Source organism: Paenibacillus sp. FSL R7-0333 (assembly GCF_038000365.1).
Taxonomy (GTDB): Bacteria; Bacillota; Bacilli; order Paenibacillales; family Paenibacillaceae; genus Paenibacillus_AQ; species Paenibacillus_AQ silagei.
Genome location: NZ_JBBOBZ010000001.1, coordinates 3,819,745 through 3,840,450, shown reverse-complemented (window position 1 = coordinate 3,840,450; position 20,706 = coordinate 3,819,745). Strand labels below are relative to the sequence as shown.

19 protein-coding genes are annotated in these 20,706 nt (G+C 52.3%); 14 read left to right on the top strand and 5 right to left on the bottom strand.

Annotated elements, in window-relative coordinates:
* Window positions 1-237: 237 nt before the first annotated feature.
* The gene (locus MKY86_RS16000; protein ID WP_076079289.1) at window positions 238-1,479 is read right to left on the bottom strand and encodes an MDR family MFS transporter; all 1,242 of its coding nucleotides are present in this window, start codon (window positions 1,477-1,479) and stop codon (window positions 238-240) included.
* 144 nt (window positions 1,480-1,623) lie between these two features.
* Here MKY86_RS16000 and MKY86_RS15995 point away from each other — a divergent pair, with 144 nt between their 5' ends.
* Window positions 1,624-3,408: an ABC transporter substrate-binding protein gene (locus MKY86_RS15995; RefSeq protein ID WP_076079288.1), complete on the top strand. Its 1,785-nt coding sequence runs from the start codon at window positions 1,624-1,626 to the stop codon at window positions 3,406-3,408.
* Between the two features lie 72 nt (window positions 3,409-3,480).
* Here the strand turns inward: MKY86_RS15995 and MKY86_RS15990 are convergent, their stop codons facing one another.
* Complete coding sequence (locus MKY86_RS15990; RefSeq protein ID WP_200869554.1) at window positions 3,481-3,654, bottom strand: hypothetical protein; 174 nt, start codon at window positions 3,652-3,654, stop codon at window positions 3,481-3,483.
* A gap of 333 nt (window positions 3,655-3,987) precedes the next feature.
* On the opposite strand from MKY86_RS15990, the gene MKY86_RS15985 reads away from it, so the two are divergent.
* Together MKY86_RS15985 and MKY86_RS15980 are read left to right on the top strand one after the other, a co-directional pair.
* Window positions 3,988-5,208 carry an aminotransferase class I/II-fold pyridoxal phosphate-dependent enzyme gene (locus tag MKY86_RS15985; RefSeq protein ID WP_076079287.1) on the top strand — a complete coding sequence of 407 codons (1,221 nt, stop codon included), beginning with the start codon at window positions 3,988-3,990 and terminating at the stop codon, window positions 5,206-5,208.
* Window positions 5,209-5,323: 115 nt separating this feature from the next.
* Entirely contained in the window at window positions 5,324-5,680 is a 357-nt protein-coding gene (locus tag MKY86_RS15980; RefSeq protein WP_051478104.1) for a hypothetical protein, read from the top strand.
* A 126-nt stretch (window positions 5,681-5,806) separates the two neighbouring features.
* Here MKY86_RS15980 and MKY86_RS15975 read toward each other — a convergent pair whose 3' ends face one another.
* A complete protein-coding gene (locus tag MKY86_RS15975) occupies window positions 5,807-6,757 on the bottom strand; it encodes an alpha/beta hydrolase (RefSeq protein ID WP_076079286.1) in 951 nt (316 codons plus the stop codon).
* A gap of 137 nt (window positions 6,758-6,894) precedes the next feature.
* Between MKY86_RS15975 and MKY86_RS15970 the strand changes: the two genes are divergently transcribed.
* Window positions 6,895-7,431 carry a sigma-70 family RNA polymerase sigma factor gene (locus tag MKY86_RS15970; RefSeq protein WP_083685065.1) on the top strand — a complete coding sequence of 179 codons (537 nt, stop codon included), beginning with the start codon at window positions 6,895-6,897 and terminating at the stop codon, window positions 7,429-7,431.
* The gene (locus MKY86_RS15965; RefSeq protein WP_076079285.1) at window positions 7,428-8,804 is read left to right on the top strand and encodes a DUF4179 domain-containing protein; all 1,377 of its coding nucleotides are present in this window, start codon (window positions 7,428-7,430) and stop codon (window positions 8,802-8,804) included. The genes MKY86_RS15970 and MKY86_RS15965 overlap by 4 nt, the downstream gene beginning before the upstream one ends.
* Before the next feature lie 478 nt (window positions 8,805-9,282).
* Here MKY86_RS15965 and MKY86_RS15960 read toward each other — a convergent pair whose 3' ends face one another.
* Entirely contained in the window at window positions 9,283-10,557 is a 1,275-nt protein-coding gene (locus MKY86_RS15960; RefSeq protein WP_076079284.1) for an APC family permease, read from the bottom strand.
* A gap of 120 nt (window positions 10,558-10,677) precedes the next feature.
* Between MKY86_RS15960 and MKY86_RS15955 the strand changes: the two genes are divergently transcribed.
* Both MKY86_RS15955 and MKY86_RS15950 read left to right on the top strand, forming a co-directional pair.
* Complete coding sequence (locus tag MKY86_RS15955) at window positions 10,678-11,589, top strand: LysR family transcriptional regulator (protein ID WP_076079283.1); 912 nt, start codon at window positions 10,678-10,680, stop codon at window positions 11,587-11,589.
* 35 nt (window positions 11,590-11,624) lie between these two features.
* Window positions 11,625-12,554, top strand: a complete 930-nt coding sequence (locus tag MKY86_RS15950; RefSeq protein ID WP_076079282.1) for a tyrosine-type recombinase/integrase — start codon at window positions 11,625-11,627, stop codon at window positions 12,552-12,554.
* Window positions 12,555-12,821: 267 nt separating this feature from the next.
* On the opposite strand, the gene MKY86_RS15945 is transcribed toward MKY86_RS15950, so the two are convergent.
* Window positions 12,822-13,745: an L-lactate dehydrogenase gene (locus MKY86_RS15945; RefSeq protein WP_036726543.1), complete on the bottom strand. Its 924-nt coding sequence runs from the start codon at window positions 13,743-13,745 to the stop codon at window positions 12,822-12,824.
* 199 nt (window positions 13,746-13,944) lie between these two features.
* On the opposite strand from MKY86_RS15945, the gene MKY86_RS15940 reads away from it, so the two are divergent.
* The 7 genes from MKY86_RS15940 (at window position 13,945) to MKY86_RS15910 (ending at window position 20,547) form a co-directional block, all read left to right on the top strand.
* A complete protein-coding gene (locus tag MKY86_RS15940; RefSeq protein WP_076079281.1) occupies window positions 13,945-15,330 on the top strand; it encodes an APC family permease in 1,386 nt (461 codons plus the stop codon).
* An 85-nt stretch (window positions 15,331-15,415) separates the two neighbouring features.
* Window positions 15,416-16,663 (top strand): WD40/YVTN/BNR-like repeat-containing protein, encoded by a 1,248-nt coding sequence (locus MKY86_RS15935; protein ID WP_076079280.1) that lies wholly within the window; start codon window positions 15,416-15,418, stop codon window positions 16,661-16,663.
* 228 nt (window positions 16,664-16,891) lie between these two features.
* Complete coding sequence (locus MKY86_RS15930; protein WP_179090460.1) at window positions 16,892-17,068, top strand: hypothetical protein; 177 nt, start codon at window positions 16,892-16,894, stop codon at window positions 17,066-17,068.
* 174 nt (window positions 17,069-17,242) lie between these two features.
* Complete coding sequence (locus MKY86_RS15925; RefSeq protein WP_076079279.1) at window positions 17,243-17,641, top strand: DUF2500 domain-containing protein; 399 nt, start codon at window positions 17,243-17,245, stop codon at window positions 17,639-17,641.
* A gap of 238 nt (window positions 17,642-17,879) precedes the next feature.
* Window positions 17,880-18,302, top strand: coding sequence for a cell wall hydrolase (locus MKY86_RS15920; RefSeq protein ID WP_036726550.1), 423 nt, complete (start codon window positions 17,880-17,882; stop codon window positions 18,300-18,302).
* Window positions 18,303-18,512: 210 nt separating this feature from the next.
* Window positions 18,513-18,914 (top strand): spore coat protein GerQ, encoded by a 402-nt coding sequence (gene gerQ, locus MKY86_RS15915; protein ID WP_076079363.1) that lies wholly within the window; start codon window positions 18,513-18,515, stop codon window positions 18,912-18,914.
* A 316-nt stretch (window positions 18,915-19,230) separates the two neighbouring features.
* Window positions 19,231-20,547, top strand: a complete 1,317-nt coding sequence (locus tag MKY86_RS15910) for a hemolysin family protein (protein ID WP_076079278.1) — start codon at window positions 19,231-19,233, stop codon at window positions 20,545-20,547.
* Window positions 20,548-20,706: the final 159 nt, after the last annotated feature.

Sequence of the window (20,706 nt, the reverse complement as noted above, 5' to 3'; positions counted from 1 at the left end):
TGATTTTGTGTGGGACTACCGGAGCTAAAAGAGTACGTCGGCAATTAGATGCAGGGATGGAATAAAGTGTACCATTCTTTAGTAACGTAATAAATATTATGTTAACTAATAGAGATTTACACGCATAAAAGTAAGTTTAAGTTTAAAAATACATGTCTAAAACAATTTTAAGCCTAAATAAATAAACCCCAAACCCGCTTTACAGCAGGTATGGGGTTTATTTTCGTCTCAAATAGCTCAAGCACCAAGCTCACGCTGCGCACTTACTTCAGCAAGCTCGCGGATGCGGAGTCTTTTATGCGCGGTAATCAGGAAAGGAAGGCCGAGCGCCGTGGACAGCGCAAGCGGTACGAACACAGCGGGCCCGTTCAGAGCGCCGAACTGATCCAGCAGCAGTCCTCCAAGAATAGGCGCCATGACGCTGCCTATATTATTGAAGCCAATCGTGCCGAAATAGGTACCTTTCCATTCCGGCTTGGCGATCCGGTCGATCAGCATATCCATCATCGTGAAGAGCAGGACCTCCCCGACAGTGAACAGGACCACGCTGAACATCAGCAGGGGCACCCCTCCGGGCATCCCGAACAGTAGCAGACTAAGCGCTACAAAGACATTGCCCAGAATCAGCGGAATCAGCGGTGGGAATTTTCTGGCTATGCGCACTATCGGATACTGCACGACCAGCACTGTTACGGCATTTAGCGACAACATGTAAGAGAAGACCTGTGCGCCATTGCTGAAGTGTGGATTCATCGCCAGATACTGAGCCAGCGTTGAGCCAAAGTGGCCGTAGCCGAGGACGCAGAAGATGGTTCCCAGCAGAACGGGCAGAAATACCTTATCTCTTCCGGTAACCGCGAGCGCATCAAGCAGCTTCGGGGTCTGGGCTTTTCCATGAACAGGCAGGCTGGCACGGTGCACCGAGAATTGCAGAAACAGAACAAGTCCATAGGCGATATAGACGATCCCTGCGATCACGAACGGGAAGGTGGACTTCGCGGAGCCGAGCTGGAGGCCGATAATCGGTCCGAAGACCACACCCAGATTGATCGCAGCATACCGCAGGTTGTAGACCAGTAATTTTTGATCTGGAGGGGTGATGTCCGATAATAATGCCCGCGAAGTCGGTTCAAATACGGCGCGGCACAGTCCGTTGAGCGTGTTCACCAAGAAAAACACCCATAAATGCTGCGCTGCGGCGAAGCCGAAGAATACGCAGGCCCAGCCGAACACGGAGACCAGCATGACGATCCGGCGCCCGATCACATCCGAGATATAACCGCCGTAGAAGCTGATCATTACCCCTGCCAGCGAGCTGACGGCCACAGTGAACCCGGTCTGGGTAGCGGATGCGCCAAGTACCTGCGTGAGATAAATAGAGAGAAAAGGAATGCTCATTGAAGTAACCAGCCGGCCGAACATCGTTCCGATGATGATGGTCCAGGCCAGCGGGTGAATATGGCGCAGATGTTGTTTCATTTGAATCCCTGTCTCCTAATCAATAGTTTGAATTTGAAGCATGCTTCTTATCGAATGATTATGTATAATTGTATAGAACAAAGGGGGAAATAAAAGTGTAAGAATCATATGTCACTTTTCACCTTTTAAAAGGGGGTTGATCATATGGACACCAGCAGCACGCATTATCTCTGTTTGGCCGCAGCCTTGGCTCCGGCATATAGCCTCCAGCAGCCGATTCCGGTGACGATTGAGCAGTTGACCGGTATCCTGTGCTGCACACCGCGCAATGTGAAGTTTATTCTGCGGAAGCTGGAGGAGCAGCAGCTAATTGCCTGGATACCCGGAAGAGGGAGAGGAAATCGCTCGCAGATGACTTTTTTGCGTCATATAGATGAGGTACTGGAGGAGAGATTTCAAGAGCTGGTCAGCAAAGGCCGGATTAAGCCTGCCATCGAATTGATTGGTCAATACCAGGTTAACGAGCCGCTCAAAGAACGCCTGCTGGCGGTTCTCGATAAGCAAATGGGCTTCTGGAGCGAACCCGGCTCCACATCCGGGCAGGAGGTGCTCCGAATCTCCCGTAACCGTGCGATGGAGAAGCTGGACCCGGCCACCGTATACACCGCTTTTGAGACCTATTTGCTGGGGCATATTTGCAGTACCCTGATTACCTATGATGCACAGAACGAGATTTTCCTGCCGGGGCTGGCCCACACGTGGGAGGCGAACGAGAGCAGTACAAGCTACCTGTTCTATCTGCGCAAGGGGGTGCGATTCCACCACGGCCGCATGATGACTTCTCGGGATGTAAAAGAAACCCTGCAGCGTCTGATCAGGCTTAAAAGTCCGGCGATCTGTCATTTTGAGGATATCATTCATGTGGAGCTGGAGGGGGACTACGTTATACGGTTCGATCTGGTACAGCCTAATTTCTTCTTCCTTCATCTGTTCAGCTCGATCTATATGTCGATTGTTCCGTATGATATGGATTTCGCAGCGAATCCGGTCGGCACGGGGCCCTATCAGGTAGTGGATCTGAGCCAGGATGTGCTTGTACTCAGCGCTTACGATCTCTACTATGGAATACGCCCTTTGCTAGACCGGGTCGAGATCTGGTACCTGCCGCATTTGGCCTCGGGGGTACGTCAATATCAGCTGACCCATGCCAGTACCAGCCTGAACAGCTTACCGGCAGCGGAGGACGGGAGGAGTCACAATATCGATTATCCGGCTGTCGGGTGCAGATACATTCTGTTTAATTTTAGAAAAGAAGGCATACACCATCATCCCGCGCTCCGGCAGGCCATGCGTATCCTCTATAATCAGCTTGCTCTGATCCGTGAGCTGGGAGGCAACCGGATTATGCCGGCGGATAGCTTCCTTCCCTGGCAGAGTAGTAAGCGGGAGTTTGAAGAGCCGCTATTGGAGGAAGCGCGGGCACTGCTTGAGGCAGACGGATACAAAGGAGAGGCGGTGAAGCTGGCCTACCGCACCCACCAAGAGGAGCGGGATGAGGCATTCTGGCTGCAGGAGCGCTGCAGGAAGATTGGGCTACTGCTTGAGCTGTGCCCCGTATCCGAATATGACCTGCCGGACCTGATAAACCAAGCGGATCTTGTGATCTGCGAAGAAGTACTGGAGGATGACTGGCAGTGGGGGATGATTAATTATTTTCGCAATGAGTCGAATTATCTGCATCACCTCTTGCTGGACAGCCAGAAATCTGAGCTCACAGAGGTGCTGAAGCCTTTCGCCCGGCTGGCCGCCGGGGAGAGGGCAGAGGTACTGGAACTGGCCGAAGGCAAGCTGAGAGATAACGGTTGGGTACTGTATGGCTGTCACATGAATAAAAAAGCGCAATTAAGTCAGAATTTGTTCGGACTGGAGCCCGGCTCCTTCGGATTTTTGGATATCTCCAAGCTGTGGGTGAAATCGGGGTTTGAGTAGGCACAAAGAAACGGTTGCTCTCCTGAAGGGGGAAGCAGGCCGTTTTTTTGTGCAATAACCTTACAACTTAATTCAGACCGCTTGCTGCTGCTTGCCGTCACATTTCTTGCAGACCGTCAGCTTCTCACCCTCCGGGCCTTTACCGAAATACAAAAGCTTGATCCGGGTGCTCCCGCAGATCGGACAGGTGCCCCTGGCCCGGGAGGGGGTAGTGTAAAGTGCTTTACCGCGCTTATTCTTGGACATGTATATTCCCACTTTCATCTGTAATACTCTATCCTATGCCCGGGTGGCAGCGGCGATTCGACGGAGGCATATATTCCTTAATAACAAACAAAATCGCCTCCAAAAAACAGCGTATAACATAAATTATACGCTGTTTCGCTTCATATCGATTTCTATATCACTTCCCGCACTAGTTGTCACCTTAAATAGAGTGATTTTAGTAGAATAATATATTAATAATGGAATTAATGCCCATGTGGAGAGCGTTGCAGAGAATGTGTCTGTTCTTTCTCCTCTTCGGAGTGTGGAACCCATGCTATACTATTGGAAAAAACATAAGCTGGAGGGAGTCCATTGATTCATAGCAGCAAGCAGCATAAATGGAGATCAGACAAGCTGTCTCATCTGGGGTCATCGATCTTCGCCGAGGTGGCGGCATGGAAGTTAGAAGCCCGGCAAGCGGGACTTAACATTATCGATCTTGGAATCGGCAGTCCGGACCGGGCGCCTCTGCCCGAGATTCGTCAGGCATTAAGTGATGCGGTGCTGCGGGAGGATAGCTATGCTTATCCTTCGTCCAAGGGGAGTGCAGCGCTGCGCAACCAGGCGGCGAGATGGATGCAGTGGCGTTTCGGCGCGGAGGTAGATCCGGAGGAGGAAATCGTGTCCCTGATGGGTTCGCAGGACGGGCTGGCGCATCTGGCCCTGGCCATCTGCAATCCCGGTGATCTGGCGATTGTGCCGGACCCCGGTTATCCCATTTATTCAGGGGCGCTCGCAATAGCAGGGGTTAGGTCTTGGCCGCTGCCGCTCCTAGAGGAGAATGCGTTCCGGCCGGATCTGGAGCGAATTCCTGATGAGGTCTGGCGCGAAGCATCTTTTATCCTGCTCAGCTTTCCCGGCAATCCGATTTCGGTTACTGTGGATCTGGCTTATATGGAGCGGCTCGTGGAGCTTGCCCGTAAGTGGGAGGTGCTGGTCGTGCATGATCTGGCGTATTCAGAGATGGGCTTCGATGGGTACCGGCCGATCAGCATCCTCCAGGTACCTGGGGCGCGGGACACCGCCGTTGAATTTCATTCCTTCTCCAAAAGCTTCAACATGGCCGGCTGCCGCATCGGCTTCATGACGGGCAATGCGCAGGCCGTCGGGGCGCTGCGGGAGCTGAAAAGCAATGTCGATTACGGCGTCTTCGAGCCGATTCAAGAAGCGGCGGTTGTCGCGCTGGAGCAAGCGATGGCCTCCGGGCCGGACCAAGGATTGTCTGCGCTGTATGAACGGCGGCGGAATCTTGTGGTAGAGGCGCTGCATCTTGAAGGGTGGGCGGTGCCCTCGCCGGAAGCTACTATGTTTATTTGGGCGAGGCTTCCGGATGCCTATGGGAGTACAGGAGAGGCCGGAAATTCGCGCCGCTTCGCGCATGACCTGCTGCTGAGAACCGGAGTAGCGGTCATTCCGGGAGATGCGTTTGGCAGCCAGGGGGAAGGGTATGTGCGAATTGCACTGGTAGAGGAGGAAGAACGTCTGCTGGAAGCTGCCCGGAGGATCGGGGAGTTTCTGCGTTCGGAGAGGTGAAGTTGAGAAGTGCCATTGAGTAACATAATCAACATTATGTCAACCAATATAATTCGCTGATCTGAATTCGGGGTAATAAGGATCAACTACAGATTTTCAGGAGGAGGTTGACCTTATGGGATTTAACATTGGAGGATTAGGCGATAAAATACAAGGAGTAGTCGGTTCCCTCAAAGAAGGCCGTGCCTACGAGCTGCTGCAGAAATTACCGCTAGACAAGCTGCCTGTCGAGCAACTGCTGCAGAAGCTGCCGCTGGAGCAGCTGCTATCTAGTTCTTTTCTGCAAAAGTTCACTCCGTTCGAGTCCTTGAAGGATCTGCTGCAAAAAGGGGGGTTCTCTGCCGGATCAGCAGAGGAGATAAAATCGCTCCCGTCGGATCAGCTTGATGAGCATGTAGCGAAGACTACTTCCTTCGGTTCACTGAAGGATATGCTGATCAAAGCAGCGGAGTTCTATTCCCAGCGGAAATAGATGGACCGCAGGTTATTCTCAATCAGACTGCTGCCGGTTCCGGCAACCTCATATATGTAAGCAAGCCCGCACTGGAATTCTCCGGTACGGGCTTGCTTTATTTTTACATAGTTATATTCCAGGGACTTAGTGCTTCAACCAAGCCGTTGCCAGCAGCAAAGCCCCTTGGTTAGCCTTAGTGTCTGCCAGCGCGTTCAGCATCACGAAATCGTGGATAATGCCCTGGAAGCGTACAGCCGTAACGGGAACGCCTGCTTCGCGAAGCTTATTCGCATAGGCCTCTCCTTCATCACGAAGCACATCGGCTTCACCGGTGATAATCAAGGCTTCCGGCAGACCGCTAAGCTGGTCCAGACTGGCCCGCAGCGGAGAGGCCGTAATCTGTGCCCGCTCCTCAGGATCGGTGGTATATTGATCCCAGAACCATTTCATGCCTTCGCGCTGGAGGAAATATCCTTCTGCGAACTGATGATACGATTCCGTATCGAAGGAAGCATCTGTAACCGGATAGAAAAGTAATTGCTTAGAGATGGCCGGACCACTGCGTTCTTTGGCCATTAGGGTGATGGCAGCAGTCATGTTACCGCCGACACTGTCCCCAGCGACACTCAGCCTGGAGGCGTCGAGTCCATACGTGGAGCCCTCACTGGCGATCCATTCCAGTACCGCATAGATTTCTTCAATAGCCGTAGGATATTTGGCTTCCGGGGACAGGCTGTATTCTGGAAATACCACGGCAGCGCCTGTACCCACAGTCAGCTCGCGGATGAGCCGGTCATGCGTGTGACTGTTGCCGAATACCCAGCCTGCTCCATGAATGTAGAGAATGACCGACAAGGAAGTACCGGAAGTGCCTACCGGACGGACAATGCGGACCTTCACTTCACCGCCGGGGCCGCCGGTTACGGTTAGATCCTGAAGATCTGCCTCAGGTTTTTCGATATCGCCAGCTTGGACAGTGTTGACCGTTTCGCGGCCTTTTTCCGGACCCAGATCGGGCAGGAAGGGAGGCTTGGCATTATCATCGGCAAATTTCTGAGCTGCAGGTTCAAGAATAACTCTTTTATGATCAGACATAGGTTACAGTCTCCTTCTTCTAGCAGATTAGGTCAAGCTCTCCTCATCCATAACCGCCTGACAAGTTTCTGAAACGTAAAGCGAACGGATCGCCCGGGTCAAAGCGTATATCCAGTAAGGAAGGGGGGAAGCGAGCGTTGAAGAATTATCCCATTACAGAGCAGCAGGCCAAGGACATGTTTGAAGCACACTCCGCTTATATTTATGGGATTGCCCTTATGATGACCAAGCAGCGGGTGCTGGCCGATGATATTACCCAGGAGACTTTTCTGCGTGCCTTTGCAAAATATCATTTGTACGATCCCTCCAGGCCGCTTCGGCCTTGGCTGTATCGGAATGCCGTCAATACGTCCCGTAATCTGTTACGCAGGAAGACCTGGATACAACTCCTGGCAGGCGTTCCTATAGAGGGAAAAGAGCACTCCGCCGAGAGCTTCGCCCTGCATAGTGAGAATCAGCTGGAATTATGGCAGGCGGTCAGCCATCTGTCCGCGAAGCTGCGCGAAGTGATCACCCTGCACTATTATGCCGGATTATCGCTGCCAGAGACCGCAGAGGTATTGAGCATTCCGCTGGGAACCTGCAAATCCAGGCTTCATGCGGCACTGCGCAAGCTGAGAGAATGCGGCGAGCTTGACCCCGGTGTGCTGATGATGAAGGAGGGACTTAAATGACGACAGCTAAGGACAGGCTGGATGTTGAATCCGGAGCAGTAACCGCACAATTACAAAAGGAAGCTGAACACATGATACACAGTATGCCTTCTTCTGTTGATTTTGATGAATTGTGGCAGCTACATACTGGAGGAGTAGGGAAAGCCCCAAGAGACAGACACCGGTTATCATCGTACAGGAAGTGGGTCATCGGCGCCACAGCTGCGCTGGCTGTTACAGCCGGATCCATTACCGGGATCGGATTCATCTCGCCCCAGGTTGCAGAGGCGCTGCGCGTCATTCCGTTCTTCGATTATTTGTATGCCAAAGGTGGGGATCGTGAGGGATTGAAGTCCATTGAAGAGAAGCATCTAAGCAGTCCGACAGGTGCGGACATTGCAGATCAAGGAATAACCTTCCATCTGGTAGAGGAATATTACGATGGTATATCATTGGTGCTAAATTATGAGGTAACCTATCCGTCATCGTCAGAGCCTATTACCGGCAAAGAAGCGGCAGTCTTCTATAAGCTTAATTTTGTAGGGCATCATCCACAAACGATATCAACCCATGACTTCACAATTACAGGAGACCATACCTTCGTAGGTACAACCCGTCTAAGCTTCGGGGATAAGGATCTGCCTGATCAGCTAAGATTAAATATGAGTATCGACTGCATCGGGACGACGAGGGGGAACTGGGATTTATCTGTCCTGCTAGATAGGGCTAAGAGTAACGCGCTGAGCACTACCGTCTATCCCAAAAATCTGGATTTCATATACGATAAATCACTTTACACTGTAGACAAGCTGACCCTGGGTCCTGTAACTTCGCAAGTTATTGTGATGAACAGGTATCCTGATACATGGCTTAATGTAATGCTCGAAGATGATATTGGAACCTTATATATGAATCAAGGTGGAGATGGGGCGACTGCCGATTACTATTATTTCAATTTCTCGCCGCTGACCGAGCTGAACCCCAAGCCGGAATATATGACACTGATCGTCTCTGGGAGACTAGGGAATTCGCAAATTAAATTACATGAAGATCGCCAGAGTCTGAATGGATCATATCCTCTAACTTTGAGAGGAATTCAGGGAGGAACGGTTACAGTTACGGCTGTTGATTATGAGGAGAAGCAGACGGTTGTATACTATGAGGCCAGTCAGGTGATGAGCCAGTTAACCGAGCTAACCTTACGGCAAGGACAAAATCAGCCAATCACACAAACAGGACAGCCGGTGCGGATTAGCCGGGATAAACTGGCATTTAAGCTGGTTTTCCCGCCCGTACAGCCCTCCGATAAGCTTGAGATTATGGCCCGGTACTTCTCATATCCAGAGGATATACAACAATTCCGTCTGGGGATTCCGGTTCAGTGGACCAAATAGCTGCTGAAATTCAACGCTTATAAAAGAAAGGCCGCGCCGTCCTGTTATGGATGGCGTGGCCTGTTTGCGGTTGTAGAAGAATTTTACGAACACATTGGGCAGTGCGGAGGCGTGCAGGCCAAATATAGGCGAAAAACCGAACACAATATGCAAGCTTCCAGGTACAAGGGCTGGAAGCACAGACCACAGGTGACTTTGTTTAATGCACTTAAGAAATTAACGAAAAGCAAAAAGAAGTGGAGGGGAAATTTGGAACTGGAGGAGCGATAGCGTCCGCCTGAAAGCTTTCCGCAGGAAAGCTCGCATCGTAAGCATAAGCTTGGTTTGGATTTCTACCGCGAGGAGCGGTTATAATCAGGAAATCCAAATACAACAGTGGCCGGAGGGCCAAATGTTCACCGCAGCGACGACCAAGCCTCGAGTGCGATCCCCTTATGTGAATTCTTATGAAGGGAGTAATGTAGCACTAAAGTCCCCCTCACCGCTCCCCCACACGCCTAGCGCCGGATCTCCAATAGTCCACCCCGGCAAACGCCGCCGTAATCAGCAGCGGGTAGAGAATTGCCCAGCCTGTGAACGGGAACACGGCCAGTGTGGCGGCAAAAGAAACCCAACTGATCGTTACGCCTGCGCGGCTGCCGCGCAAGAGGCGGATTCCGGCGGCACAACCCCCAATATAGGTAAGAATGAAGGTAGCGTTGGGGAAGGTGATCAGTGTCGTAATCGAGAGCACCCCGCTGCCGTAGAGCGATAATATCAAGGTGAAGCAGAGCGCCAGGAAGCCGATGGCCCCTACAGGTGTCTGATAACGATTGGATACAAGGCCCATCCAGCCCGGAGCATAGCTTTGCCGGGACAAGGCATACGCCACGCGTGAAGCCGCGCCTGCATAGGCAATGATCGTCGCCGTGCAGATGAAGAGACCGGTGAGTCCGGCGATGAAGCCTCCCCATGCCCCCAGCGGCTGGCTGATGATCCATAGCAGGGAGCTATCTGCCCCGCCGTGCAGATAGCTCTGCGTACCTACGGTAGCAAGTGCCGAGAGGAAATACAGGACACCAACAATGATAGCCGCGATGGTCACACCCTTAACCGCAGCCCGTTCAGGTTCCTTGAACTCTTCCGACAGATGCGAGACGGCTTCCCAGCCGATGAAGCACCAGAAGAGGATCGCTGCCGCCTGCCCGACACTCATCCAGCCATGCGGCGCAAACGGAGTGAAGTGAGCACGCTCCATCCTTGGAAGCGCAGCGGCAAAAGAGAAGACCAGTACGGCAACAATAGCGATCACCACAGCAATTTGCACTTTACCGGCGACCTGCATGCCGATCCAGTTCGTTAGGAGTCCAATGACCAGCATCCCGGCGGCAAGGGCGATTCTGGCCGGATCGCCCCAGCCCATCGCTGCGGTCATGTATCCTGCACCGGTCAATGCGGCGACTGGCGCACCGATCGGAACGGACAGCAGGAAGAACCAGCCGACAAGGGCCCCAGCCTTCGGCCCGAAGGCTAGAGTAACGAAGTGGGAGACGCCCCCGGCGTTAGGGAACTTGGCAGAGAGCAGGCCCATGGATAAGGCAAGCGGAAGAATGAGCAGGGTCATGAAGCCCCAGGCCAGCAGCGAAGCCGGGCCAGCCATCTCGGCTGCCAGTCCGGGGACAATTAATACCCCCGAACCGAGGACAGCCCCGATGTATAAGGCAACGGCCTGAGGCATGCCGATAGTACGTTGTAACGAGGTGTGTTTCTTCATATGTATAATCCCGCTTTCCTTGTATTTAGTTCTAGAGTATCAGATAATAGATCCATTGGAAAAACGGAATTATCAAATAACATCCATTCAAAAAACCGATGGATCAAAGGAAGGTCCGCTATGGAATCGAAGCATCTGTTCACCTTTCTCGTTGTGGTAGAGACGGGCAGCTTCACCCGCGCTGCGCAGAAGCTGGATTATGCCCAGTCCAGCATTACCGCACAGATTCAGGCTCTGGAAGCAGAGCTGGGGCAGCCCCTGTTCGACCGGATAAGCAAAAAGATTATGCTTACCGATGCAGGCCGCCGCCTGCTGCCGTATGCCCAGGAAATCTCCAAGATGCACACGATGGCTGAGAATGCCCTCCGGTCTGAGACCGAAATCGCCGGTTCGCTGCGGATTGGTGCACCGGAATCCCTGGCGGCCTTCCGGCTTCCCGGAATTATCAAGGATTTCCGCAGCCGTTATCCGCAGGTGCAGATTACCCTTAAGCCGGGGGCCTGTTGGGAGCTGACCGAATTCATCCGCTCCGGGGAGCTGGATCTGGCCTTCCTGCTGCAGCCGGAAACAGAGTATAAGGATATGCACTGTGAGACGCTGATCCATGAAGCCATGGCTCTGGTAGCTCCGCTGGATCATCCACTGCTGGAGCTTGCTGAAGTGGAGCCGCATCAGCTGAAGAACGTAACGATTCTGCATACCGAAGCGGGCTGCACCTACCGCACCTTGTTTGAACGTCATCTGAACAGCCACGGTGTCTTTCCTGATCCGAATCTGGAGTTCTGGAGCATTGAAGCGATCAAGCAGTGCGTGATGGCCGGACTCGGTCTCTCTTTTCTGCCGCAGATTACGGTGAAGCGCGAGCTGGCGGAAGGCAAGCTGGGCCGGCTGAACTGGAATGACCAGTCGCAGCGGGTGGCCACCCAGATCGCTTACCATAACAAGAAATGGAAGTCTCCTGCGCTCAGCGAATTCCTCAGAATGGTAGAGAAGCATGCTGCCGGATGGAGGGAAGCTACTGCGGAGGAATGATATAATAGTTGTACTTAAGAGGGAGGGGACAGATCATGAATGAGCTGGAACGAACATACGAAGAAGAGCTGGAGGCCTTCCTGATCTGGATGAAGGATGCCGGTTATACAGCACATACCCAGAAATCCTACCTTGCTGATGTGCGGGAATTCCTGGACCATCTGAACGGCAAGGAGCTGGGAACGGTTAAGAAGCTGCATGTGCTGTCCTACCTGACCTCGGTCCGTGAGCGGGGAGTCAGCGATGCCACCCGTAACCGCAAGCACGCCTCGGTTAACTGTCTGTTCAAGGCACTGTCCGAGCTGGAGCTGTTATCTATTAACCCGGCGGCAGGGATCAAGAAATCCAAGACCGACAAAAACCGTGAGCCGGTCTATCTGGAGGAGCAAGAGCTGGAGCGGTTCCTCTCGGCGGTGGATGGCAAGTATAGAAGCCGCAATCTGGCGGTCTTCCTGCTTATGTCCTATATGGGGCTGCGGGTAGGGGAAGTACATACGCTGAATCTGAGTGATTATAATGTAGACCGGCGTACGCTGCGGGTCTTCGGCAAAGGGCGCAAATGGCGGGGCATACCGGTTCCCGAGGATGTAGCCCCGTATCTCGATCAGGCGATTACGGACCGGCTGGTTCCTTGGCGCAGCAAAGAAGAGGCCATGTTCATCTCGCAGAAGGGTCGCAGACTGTCGATCCGGGGAATTCAGGGCATTGCTGCGGATACCTTCAGCCGCTTCCAGAGTGAGCTGCCCGCTTCCCAGCAGCGTGCCTATTCGAGCCATAAGCTGCGGCATTCGTTCGCCACTATGCTGCTGCGCAAGGGCGCGGATCTGCGGACGGTGCAGGAGCTGCTGGGTCACTCTTCCATTCAGACAACTACAGTCTATACGCATATCACGAGCCGGGAGAAGGAAGAGGCGATGTCCAGACTGCAAATCAGCAGCACTGATAAGCTGAGCGGTAGCCTGTAATCGAACTGTCTAGCATTATTATCACTTGAACTATGAATTTTTGTTCATATCCTAACGCATAAATTACATGCAATGTGCTTTTTTAGGATGACAACTTGTCTATGAATTGCTACCATGAGAAAGGGAAAAATGGAGATGAGAAATCAACCGCAACATTCGCTTTAGCCGCTTAACGCGTCTTCGCGGCTTGTAAATGCTTGGATGCTTAGATTTCAAAAAAAGGCCGCCAATCCCTGCGGATTGGCGGCCGGCTCGTTCCGGCTGGAATTATAGCTCCAGCTTGGTAATTTCACTCTTGAGCTTGTCAGCGGACTGCTGGAATAAGCTCTGTTCTTCTTCGCTGAGCGGAAGATCAAGCACCTCACGCACACCGGAGCGGTCCACAACACACGGAGCGCCGAGGAACACATCGGAGACGCCGTTGTAGTTGTTCAGTAGTGTAGATACATTCAGAACGGAGCCTTCATTGTTCAGGATGGACGCTACAATGCGGTCCAGTGCAAGCGCGATGGCGTAGGAGGTCGATCCCTTGGCATCGATAATCTCGTAAGCGGCATTCTTCGTATCCTCGAAGATTTCTTTGCGTTCGGCTTCATCGAAGCCCAGATCAATCCCGGCGACATTGGCGAGACTCCAGACCGGCAGCTCGGAATCGCCATGCTCCCCGATGATCTGTCCATGGATGCTGCGCGGGTCAATCTCCTTGTGCTTCCCGATCAGGTAACGGAAGCGGGCGCTGTCCAGTACCGTTCCTGAGCCGATAACTCGTCTGCGGTCGAAGCCGCTGATCTTCAGGGTGGCGTACGCCAGGATATCGACCGGATTGGTCGCAATCAGCAGGATCGCGTGCTGGTTGTATTTCGTGATTTTCTGGATGATATCTTTGAAGATCGAGATGTTCTTGCGGAGCAGGTCGATCCGGGTTTCACCAGGCTTCTGGGAGGCTCCGGCAGTGACGATAATAATGTCGGCTTCGCGGCAATCCTCATAGGTACCGGCCCATAGCTTCACGCCTCCTACAAAAGGCATACCATGGTTCATATCCAGCGCTTCACCAAGCGCCTTCTGGTGGTTCACATCGATCAGTACAAGCTCGGGCATGCGCTTACGCAGCAGCAGCGTATAGGCTGTAGTGGTTCCGACTGCACCGGTACCGATGACTACAACACGATTGGGCTTAAATGGGGCCATGTTAAATCTCCTCCAGCTTTTGTATTTTGGTAGTATAAGGAAGGCAGAGCCATTCCACTTGCTGTCCAATCTTATCCATCATAATCGCTAGGAATAGTGTTTTCAAGCTATCCGTTTTTCATCCATTACCCGTAATAGGGTAAGCTAACAACGATTTTTCTGTTATCCACTCAACCACTTGACAGGAGCGAACTGAAGTATGGATTTATTCCGCAAAAAACCGCTGGCTATTCCCCAGAATGCCGGAGCGGAGAAGCTTAGCAAGACACTGGGCGCCTTGGATTTGACGATGCTTGGGGTAGGAGCCATAATCGGCACCGGGATCTTTGTAATGACGGGAGTGGCTGCTGCGGAGCATGCCGGACCGGGCCTTGTTCTTTCCTTTATTATAGCGGGGATTGCCTGTGTGTTATCCGCTTTGTGTTATTCTGAATTTGCGTCCACCCTGCCTGTATCCGGCAGTGCCTATGCCTACAGCTATGTAGCATTTGGCGAATTGCTCGCCTGGGTTCTCGGCTGGGACCTTGTCCTGGAATACGGGGTTGCCGCAGCAGCGGTAAGCAGCGGGTGGTCCGGATATTTCCAGGGCTTGCTGGAAGGCTTCGGGATACATTTGCCCACAGCTTTGTCTGGAGCGTATAATGCGGATAAGGGAACGTTCATTAATCTGCCCGCAGTCATCATTATCCTGCTGATCTCCTATCTGCTGACACGCGGAGTTAAGGAGACTGCCCGCTTCAACGCAGTGATGGTTGCCATTAAGCTCTGCGTGGTGCTGTTGTTTATTATCACAGGCATATTCTATGTGAAGCCCGAGAACTGGACTCCGTTCCTGCCGTTTGGGATTCATGGCGTGATGAATGGCGCGGCCACTGTATTTTTTGCCTATATCGGCTTTGATGCCATCTCGACAGCCGCAGAAGAGGTGAAGCGTCCTCAGCGTGACCTACCGATTGGGATTATCTCATCCCTGGCTATTTGTACGGTCCTCTATATCGCAGTTTCCCTGGTTCTGACTGGCATTGTGCCTTATCATAGCTTGAATGTCAGTGATCCGGTGTCCTTTGCTCTGCGTTTCGTTGGCCAGAATATGATTGCCGGACTGATCTCTATCGGGGCTATTGCAGGGATGACTACCGTACTGCTGGTCATGCTGTTCGGTCAGACCCGGCTGCTGTTCGCCATCTCGCGTGACGGGCTGCTGCCGCAGAGCTTGTCCAAGGTTAGCCCCAAGACGCATACACCGGTGCGCAGCACTTGGATGGTCGGCAGCCTTATTGCAGTACTTACCGGCTTCGTCCCACTGGACCGGCTGGCTAATCTGACCAGTATCGGCACCTTATTTGCCTTCCTGGTTGTGTCTCTCGGGGTCATTATGCTTCGCCGTACGAAGACAGATCTCAGAAGAGGATTCCGCGTTCCCTGGGTTCCTCTGATTCCACTCCTAAGTGCGGCAGCCTGCGGGTACTTAATGTATAATCTGGGTCAGGAGACTTGGATAGGCTTCGCAATCTGGGTTGCAATAGGACTGGTAATCTACGCACTGTACGGATACAACCGCAGTAATCTGAATACGAAGAAATAATCTTTTAATTACTCATTAATGTAGAAAAGGAGAGAGAGCATTGTCAGCCAAAGCTTCATGTTCCAAGGTTCTAAGAGTGGCGTTGATGCTTCTTATGACTCTGCTGATTCTCTCGGCTTGCTCGTCCGCCCCTCCGCCGGAGGCTACCCGGCCTCCTCAGCCGACTGAAGCGCCGGAAGAAGGGCAGATGATTACAGTCATTACCCCGGATAACAAGAATGTCGAACCCGAAAATGCAAAGAAATATCAGATTCAGACGCGGCTGACCGATTTCCGGCTGCTCAACCCCTCAGCAGGACTAGCCTGGGGGGTAACGCGCAACGAGCTTCGAATGTACATGACGCTGAATAACGGCAAGACCTGGGCGAATATCTCTCCAGCTACGAATGTACAATTTCTAAGCAATCCGGTCTACGGCAAAGAGATTTTTTTCACCGACCCCGAGCATGGCTGGATCATCCGCAGCTCGTTCGGCTCCACCGAGACCGTGGTGCTGCGTACCACAGACGGTGGACACAGCTGGCAGATCTCAGCGTTCCCCGATTCCAACAAGCTGTCCTCCATCTATTTCAGCTCTAGCCGCAGCGGCTGGCTGATGACCAAGTGGGATGCAAGTGCAACCAAAGAGAGCAAAGCCTTGTATGCTACCAAGGATGGCGGAGCCACCTGGAATCTGGTGATGCAGAATGAGCAGTATAATCCGAATCTGCCGACTAGTTCCATACCGCATGCGGGGGTAACGACCGGGATGATCTTTAATGACGAGAACCGGGGGTTTGTTATGCTGCAGACCGGCGCTCTGCCCAAGATTTATATGACCAGGGACGGAGGAGCGACCTGGGTATCGGGTTCGGAATTCCTGGTCAATGACAGCTTTGCCGGATGTGACCGGGTGGTTACCGGTGTTCCTGAATTCTTCGGGGAGAATGCGTCGGGGGGCTGGATGCCGGTCGGCTGTCAGAGGGAAAAGGAAGGCAGCATGACCTTTAACGGCTATTTTACCGCCAACGGGGGAGAGAACTGGAAATTCACCACTTTCGGGCGGCCGGCGCTATCCGGCATGAACCGGAATGTGGCCCCCGACTTCCTGAATGCCATGACAGGCTGGTCGCTGGAAGGCAATCTGCTCTATAAGACGGTGGACCAGGGAGTGACCTGGACAGCCCTCCCGGCCAGCACGGTGCTGCAGTCCAAGCTCCTGGAGTATCCGGAGGTAGTGAAGCTGCAGTTCATTTCAAGTGACGTCGGCTGGCTGCTGATCTCGAAGGAGGAGGACCGCAAGTCGATCCTGCTTCAGACCACTAACGGCGGCGAGAGCTGGCGTGTAATGTAATACTGTACAAGAGGTTGTCCGTTCTGACGGACAGCCTCTTTTTTCACATTAAATCCGCTTAAAGGCCTCTACAATATAAGGAAAAATCTTATTTAAAATTTTCTTTAAAAATGTGAAAAAAATCACATGACAAACTTTGAATCCTGTGATATATTTAACACATAGAGAACAAGTTACTTTTTTCACAAACTTTCAAACAAACTTCCAACCCGAAGAGGAGAGATTACAATGACAACTTTTGAAACGGATTATATGACTAGAAACCTGATGCAACTGTGCTACAACTGCGATGACGCTCACTTGTGCCAGACTGAAGAACAATGCAAAGCCTGCTGGGCAGAGAACGGCATGATGCCGGAAGAAACGAACGAAACCAGACAACTCTTAGACCTCGTACATGCTTAATGTAACCGCAAATCGGGTTTTATAGAAGACCATTTAAGTTCCCGGAAGTACCGGAGCCTGAATGGTCTTTTTGCCGTGTGTACCGGTGCTGCCAGACAGACAAGAGGCATATACATGTAGAGAAGCCTATATGTGCAGGTGTGCTAACTACTTGGGAATAAGGGGGAAGAGACAATGGGAACGGGGAGTGATCCATCCTGGCTGTTCGATTTTACAGGAACGGTATTGCCGGTCTTTCTCGCTCTGGTCGTGGGGATCATCGCTGTGTCTGCTGGCCGGGGATTGCTTCAGTGGAGCCGGAACAATAATGCCCCCCTGCAGTCCATTCCCGCCCGTATCGTGAGCAAGCGGACCGAAGTGCGCCAGCAGCAGTCCCAGGAGGATAGCCTCTCCAGCCGGACCAGTACCACCTACTATCTGACCTATGAAGCTGAGGATGGGGTGCGCAGGGAATTCAAGGTGGAGGGACAGGAATACGGGATGAGTGCTGAGGGGGATCAAGGCATACTGACGTATCAGGGGACACGGTATCATGGCTTTCAGCGGCGTCCTCACTACTCCACGGCGGAGTAGCTAAGATGGCAATGTATTATAGATGGTGATAGGACCCCCTGGTTCCCGCTGTGGAGCCAGGGGGTTTTTGCGTGTATCCGGCATAGAGATGGAAGAAGAGGAAGCAGGAAATTGGGCGCAGACTGTCACCTCCTGGGCGAATACACATACAATACAGCGAGCAGCAAAAGAACAACGGAGAATCACATAGTTTGCATAGCTTCACCCGTCCATGAAATGAATGTAAGGAGGAGAACGCGTGGCTGTCATCAAAACAAACTCGGAGGACGTTAGAGTGCTTGCGCGGCTGATGCGGGCAGAGGCTGAAGAGGATGGGGAGTCAGGCATGCTGATGGTCGGCAATGTCGGCGTGAACCGGATTCTTGGAAATTGTCTGGATTTCAACAACATCCGCAGTGTGAACGACATGGTGTACCAGAGCCCCGGCGGCTTCGAAGCCCCGCAGAAGGGATACTTCTATCAACGGGCGCGGGAAGCCGATATCCGGCTGGCGAAACGTGCGATTGCCGGGGAGCGAACCTGGCCGGCCTCGAATGCGCTCTGGTTCTTCCGCCCTGTCGGCGACTGTCCGGCGACCTGGTACAATCAGCAGAATACCGGACGCTACAAGGCTCACTGCTTCTTCACTCCGACACAGGGAGATTGTCCGGCAGTATACTAGGCAAGACAAGGCAGTTATTACACTTTAGGAGGTAATCCGTACATGATCGTTCAACCGTACCGCCCAGTTCCTTATATGATGGGCAGCAATCCAGCAGGCAGTATGAACAATATGAATAATATGGAGAACATGAATAACATGAACAACATGGGGCACATCGGGAATATGGGGAAAATGGGAAACATGGGAAACATGGGAAACATGGGAAACATGGGAAACATGGGAAACATGGGAAACATAGGGAATATGGGGAACATGGTCGGCATGCCGCCCCAGGTCAGCAGCGGCAGTCCCATGTTGCCTGGCGGCACGGTGGTCTCAACAGCCGCACCTGTGTTTGAACAGTCCTACGTGGAGAACATTTTCCGCCTGAACCTGGGCAAGGTAGGCACCTTCTATTTCACGTATGAGAACAACAAAGACTGGAATGCCAAGGTCTATACCGGGGTGCTGGAAGCTGCGGGCCGTGACCACCTGATTATCAGCGACCGGGCTACCGGCCAGCGGGTAGTGCTGCTGATGGTTAACTTTGATTACGCTACTTTCGAAGAGCCGCTTGTCTATCAATATCCGGGCGTTGTCGGGAATCCGCTTGGAGTGCGCAACTGCTAATCCGCTTTTTTCGGCCATTTATCCATAGAATCATCCAAAAACGGCTGTCCGCCTTGGTTTGAGGCGGTCAGCCGTTACTTATGCTCCCGTACGTACATATGCTGTATTTTTCGAGGGGACACGCATGCTTGCTGTTTCACCTAATATATTTATATAATGAAAGTATTATTTATAATCCGTGATTTTGTATAGGAGATGAGGGCATTGGGGAATTGATACGCAAGGGTTCTTTTAGCGTAATCGAGTCTGACATTTTGAGCAAACGAAGGAGGTGGGCCTATCCAGCCGTACAGATTACGGTGGATAGGAGTATAAATTGAGCGACCCTTTACCCGGTATATTACATGTAGGACTTATTATTTTGCTTGTGCTGCTTAACGGTTTTTTCGTTTCGGTGGAGTACGCGATGGTGAAGGTGCGCAGCGGGCGCATTGAATCGCTGATTGAGGAAGGCAGCAAGAGAGCGCTGGCCGCAAGGAGCATCGTCCATAATCTGGATGGCTTCCTGTCGGCCTGCCAGCTTGGGGTAACACTTGCTTCACTTGCACTGGGCTGGCTCGGTGAACCGGCCGTGGCCACGATTGTGGGGCCGCTGGTCAGGGGACTGGGCTTTGATGATACTACTGTATTTGTCATCTCCCTGATTATTGCCTTCATGTTCATCACGGTTCTCCATATCGTACTCGGCGAGCTTGCACCGAAGACCATTGCTGTGAATAAGGCTGAGGCGGTGCTTCTGTTAACTGCGGGACCGATGAACGTTTTCTACCGGATCATGTTTCCATTCATCTGGGTGGTTAACGGGCTGGCCCGGGGACTGCTGCGGATCTTCCGTCTGACACCGGCTTCCGAGCTGGCTACTGCGCATACGGAGGAAGAAATCCGCATCCTGATGCAGGAGAGTAACAAAAGCGGCCTCATCGACAACACAGAAATGACACTGGTGGATAATATTTTTGGATTTGCCGACACCATGGCCCGGGAGATTATGATTCCGCGTACCGAGATGATCTGTCTGAACACGCATCTGGAGACGGAGGAGAATCTGGAGATTGCCTTCGATGGCATGAGAACCCGGTATCCGGTCTGTGACGGAGACAAGGACCATATTCTTGGCTTCATTCATATTAAGGATATGATCCGGGAGAAGGCGCCGAGCTATAATGAATTGATCCGTCCGATTTTGACGGTACCGGAATCGATTCAGATCAGCAGCCTCCTGAAGGTCATGCAGCGTGCCAAGACCCAGATCGCCATTCTTATTGATGAGTACGGCGGTACCTCGGGGATGGTTACACTGGAGGATATTATGGAAGAGATTGTCGGTGAGATTCAGGATGAGTTCGACGAGGAGCGGCCCGGCATTGAGAAGCTGGGAGAGGATGAGTTCTCCGTTGACGGACTGATGCTGATTGAAGAGATTAACGACAAGCTCGGAATCCATATGGAGACTGATGATTATGATACGATCGGCGGCTGGCTGTATTCCAAGCTGGAGGTCAATCCGCCGCAAAAGGGCCAGTCCATTGAGTTCGACAATCATTTATTCGTGGTCGAAGAAACCGATAATAAGCGGATTTCCCGGATCAAGCTGCTGAAGCTGCAGTTATTGACGGAAGAAGCCGGAGCATAAGCTGTTGCATACAATATAAGCATGGCGCTACTACAGCGCTGTGCTTTTTGTCATTACAAGGATGAATGGTTCTGACCTGTCTCCGATTCGGCCGGATTTAAGGCGGGTAAGGAAGTGTAAATACATGTAATCTATCCGATTCAAGAAAGGGGCGGGAGC

What these genes read in the sequence shown, in the direction of transcription:
- gerQ (WP_076079363.1), top strand. Translation starts at nt 18,513, where the DNA reads ATGGGAAACATGGGAAACATGGGAAACATAGGGAATATGGGGAACATG.
- MKY86_RS15990 (WP_200869554.1), bottom strand. Translation starts at nt 3,654, where the DNA reads ATGTCCAAGAATAAGCGCGGTAAAGCACTTTACACTACCCCCTCCCGG.
- MKY86_RS15960 (WP_076079284.1), bottom strand. Translation starts at nt 10,557, where the DNA reads ATGAAGAAACACACCTCGTTACAACGTACTATCGGCATGCCTCAGGCC.
- MKY86_RS15955 (WP_076079283.1), top strand. Translation starts at nt 10,678, where the DNA reads ATGGAATCGAAGCATCTGTTCACCTTTCTCGTTGTGGTAGAGACGGGC.
- MKY86_RS15930 (WP_179090460.1), top strand. Translation starts at nt 16,892, where the DNA reads ATGACAACTTTTGAAACGGATTATATGACTAGAAACCTGATGCAACTG.
- MKY86_RS15950 (WP_076079282.1), top strand. Translation starts at nt 11,625, where the DNA reads ATGAATGAGCTGGAACGAACATACGAAGAAGAGCTGGAGGCCTTCCTG.
- MKY86_RS15980 (WP_051478104.1), top strand. Translation starts at nt 5,324, where the DNA reads ATGGGATTTAACATTGGAGGATTAGGCGATAAAATACAAGGAGTAGTC.
- MKY86_RS15925 (WP_076079279.1), top strand. Translation starts at nt 17,243, where the DNA reads ATGGGAACGGGGAGTGATCCATCCTGGCTGTTCGATTTTACAGGAACG.
- MKY86_RS15940 (WP_076079281.1), top strand. Translation starts at nt 13,945, where the DNA reads ATGGATTTATTCCGCAAAAAACCGCTGGCTATTCCCCAGAATGCCGGA.
- MKY86_RS15995 (WP_076079288.1), top strand. Translation starts at nt 1,624, where the DNA reads ATGGACACCAGCAGCACGCATTATCTCTGTTTGGCCGCAGCCTTGGCT.
- MKY86_RS15965 (WP_076079285.1), top strand. Translation starts at nt 7,428, where the DNA reads ATGACGACAGCTAAGGACAGGCTGGATGTTGAATCCGGAGCAGTAACC.
- MKY86_RS16000 (WP_076079289.1), bottom strand. Translation starts at nt 1,479, where the DNA reads ATGAAACAACATCTGCGCCATATTCACCCGCTGGCCTGGACCATCATC.
- MKY86_RS15945 (WP_036726543.1), bottom strand. Translation starts at nt 13,745, where the DNA reads ATGGCCCCATTTAAGCCCAATCGTGTTGTAGTCATCGGTACCGGTGCA.
- MKY86_RS15975 (WP_076079286.1), bottom strand. Translation starts at nt 6,757, where the DNA reads ATGTCTGATCATAAAAGAGTTATTCTTGAACCTGCAGCTCAGAAATTT.
- MKY86_RS15935 (WP_076079280.1), top strand. Translation starts at nt 15,416, where the DNA reads ATGCTTCTTATGACTCTGCTGATTCTCTCGGCTTGCTCGTCCGCCCCT.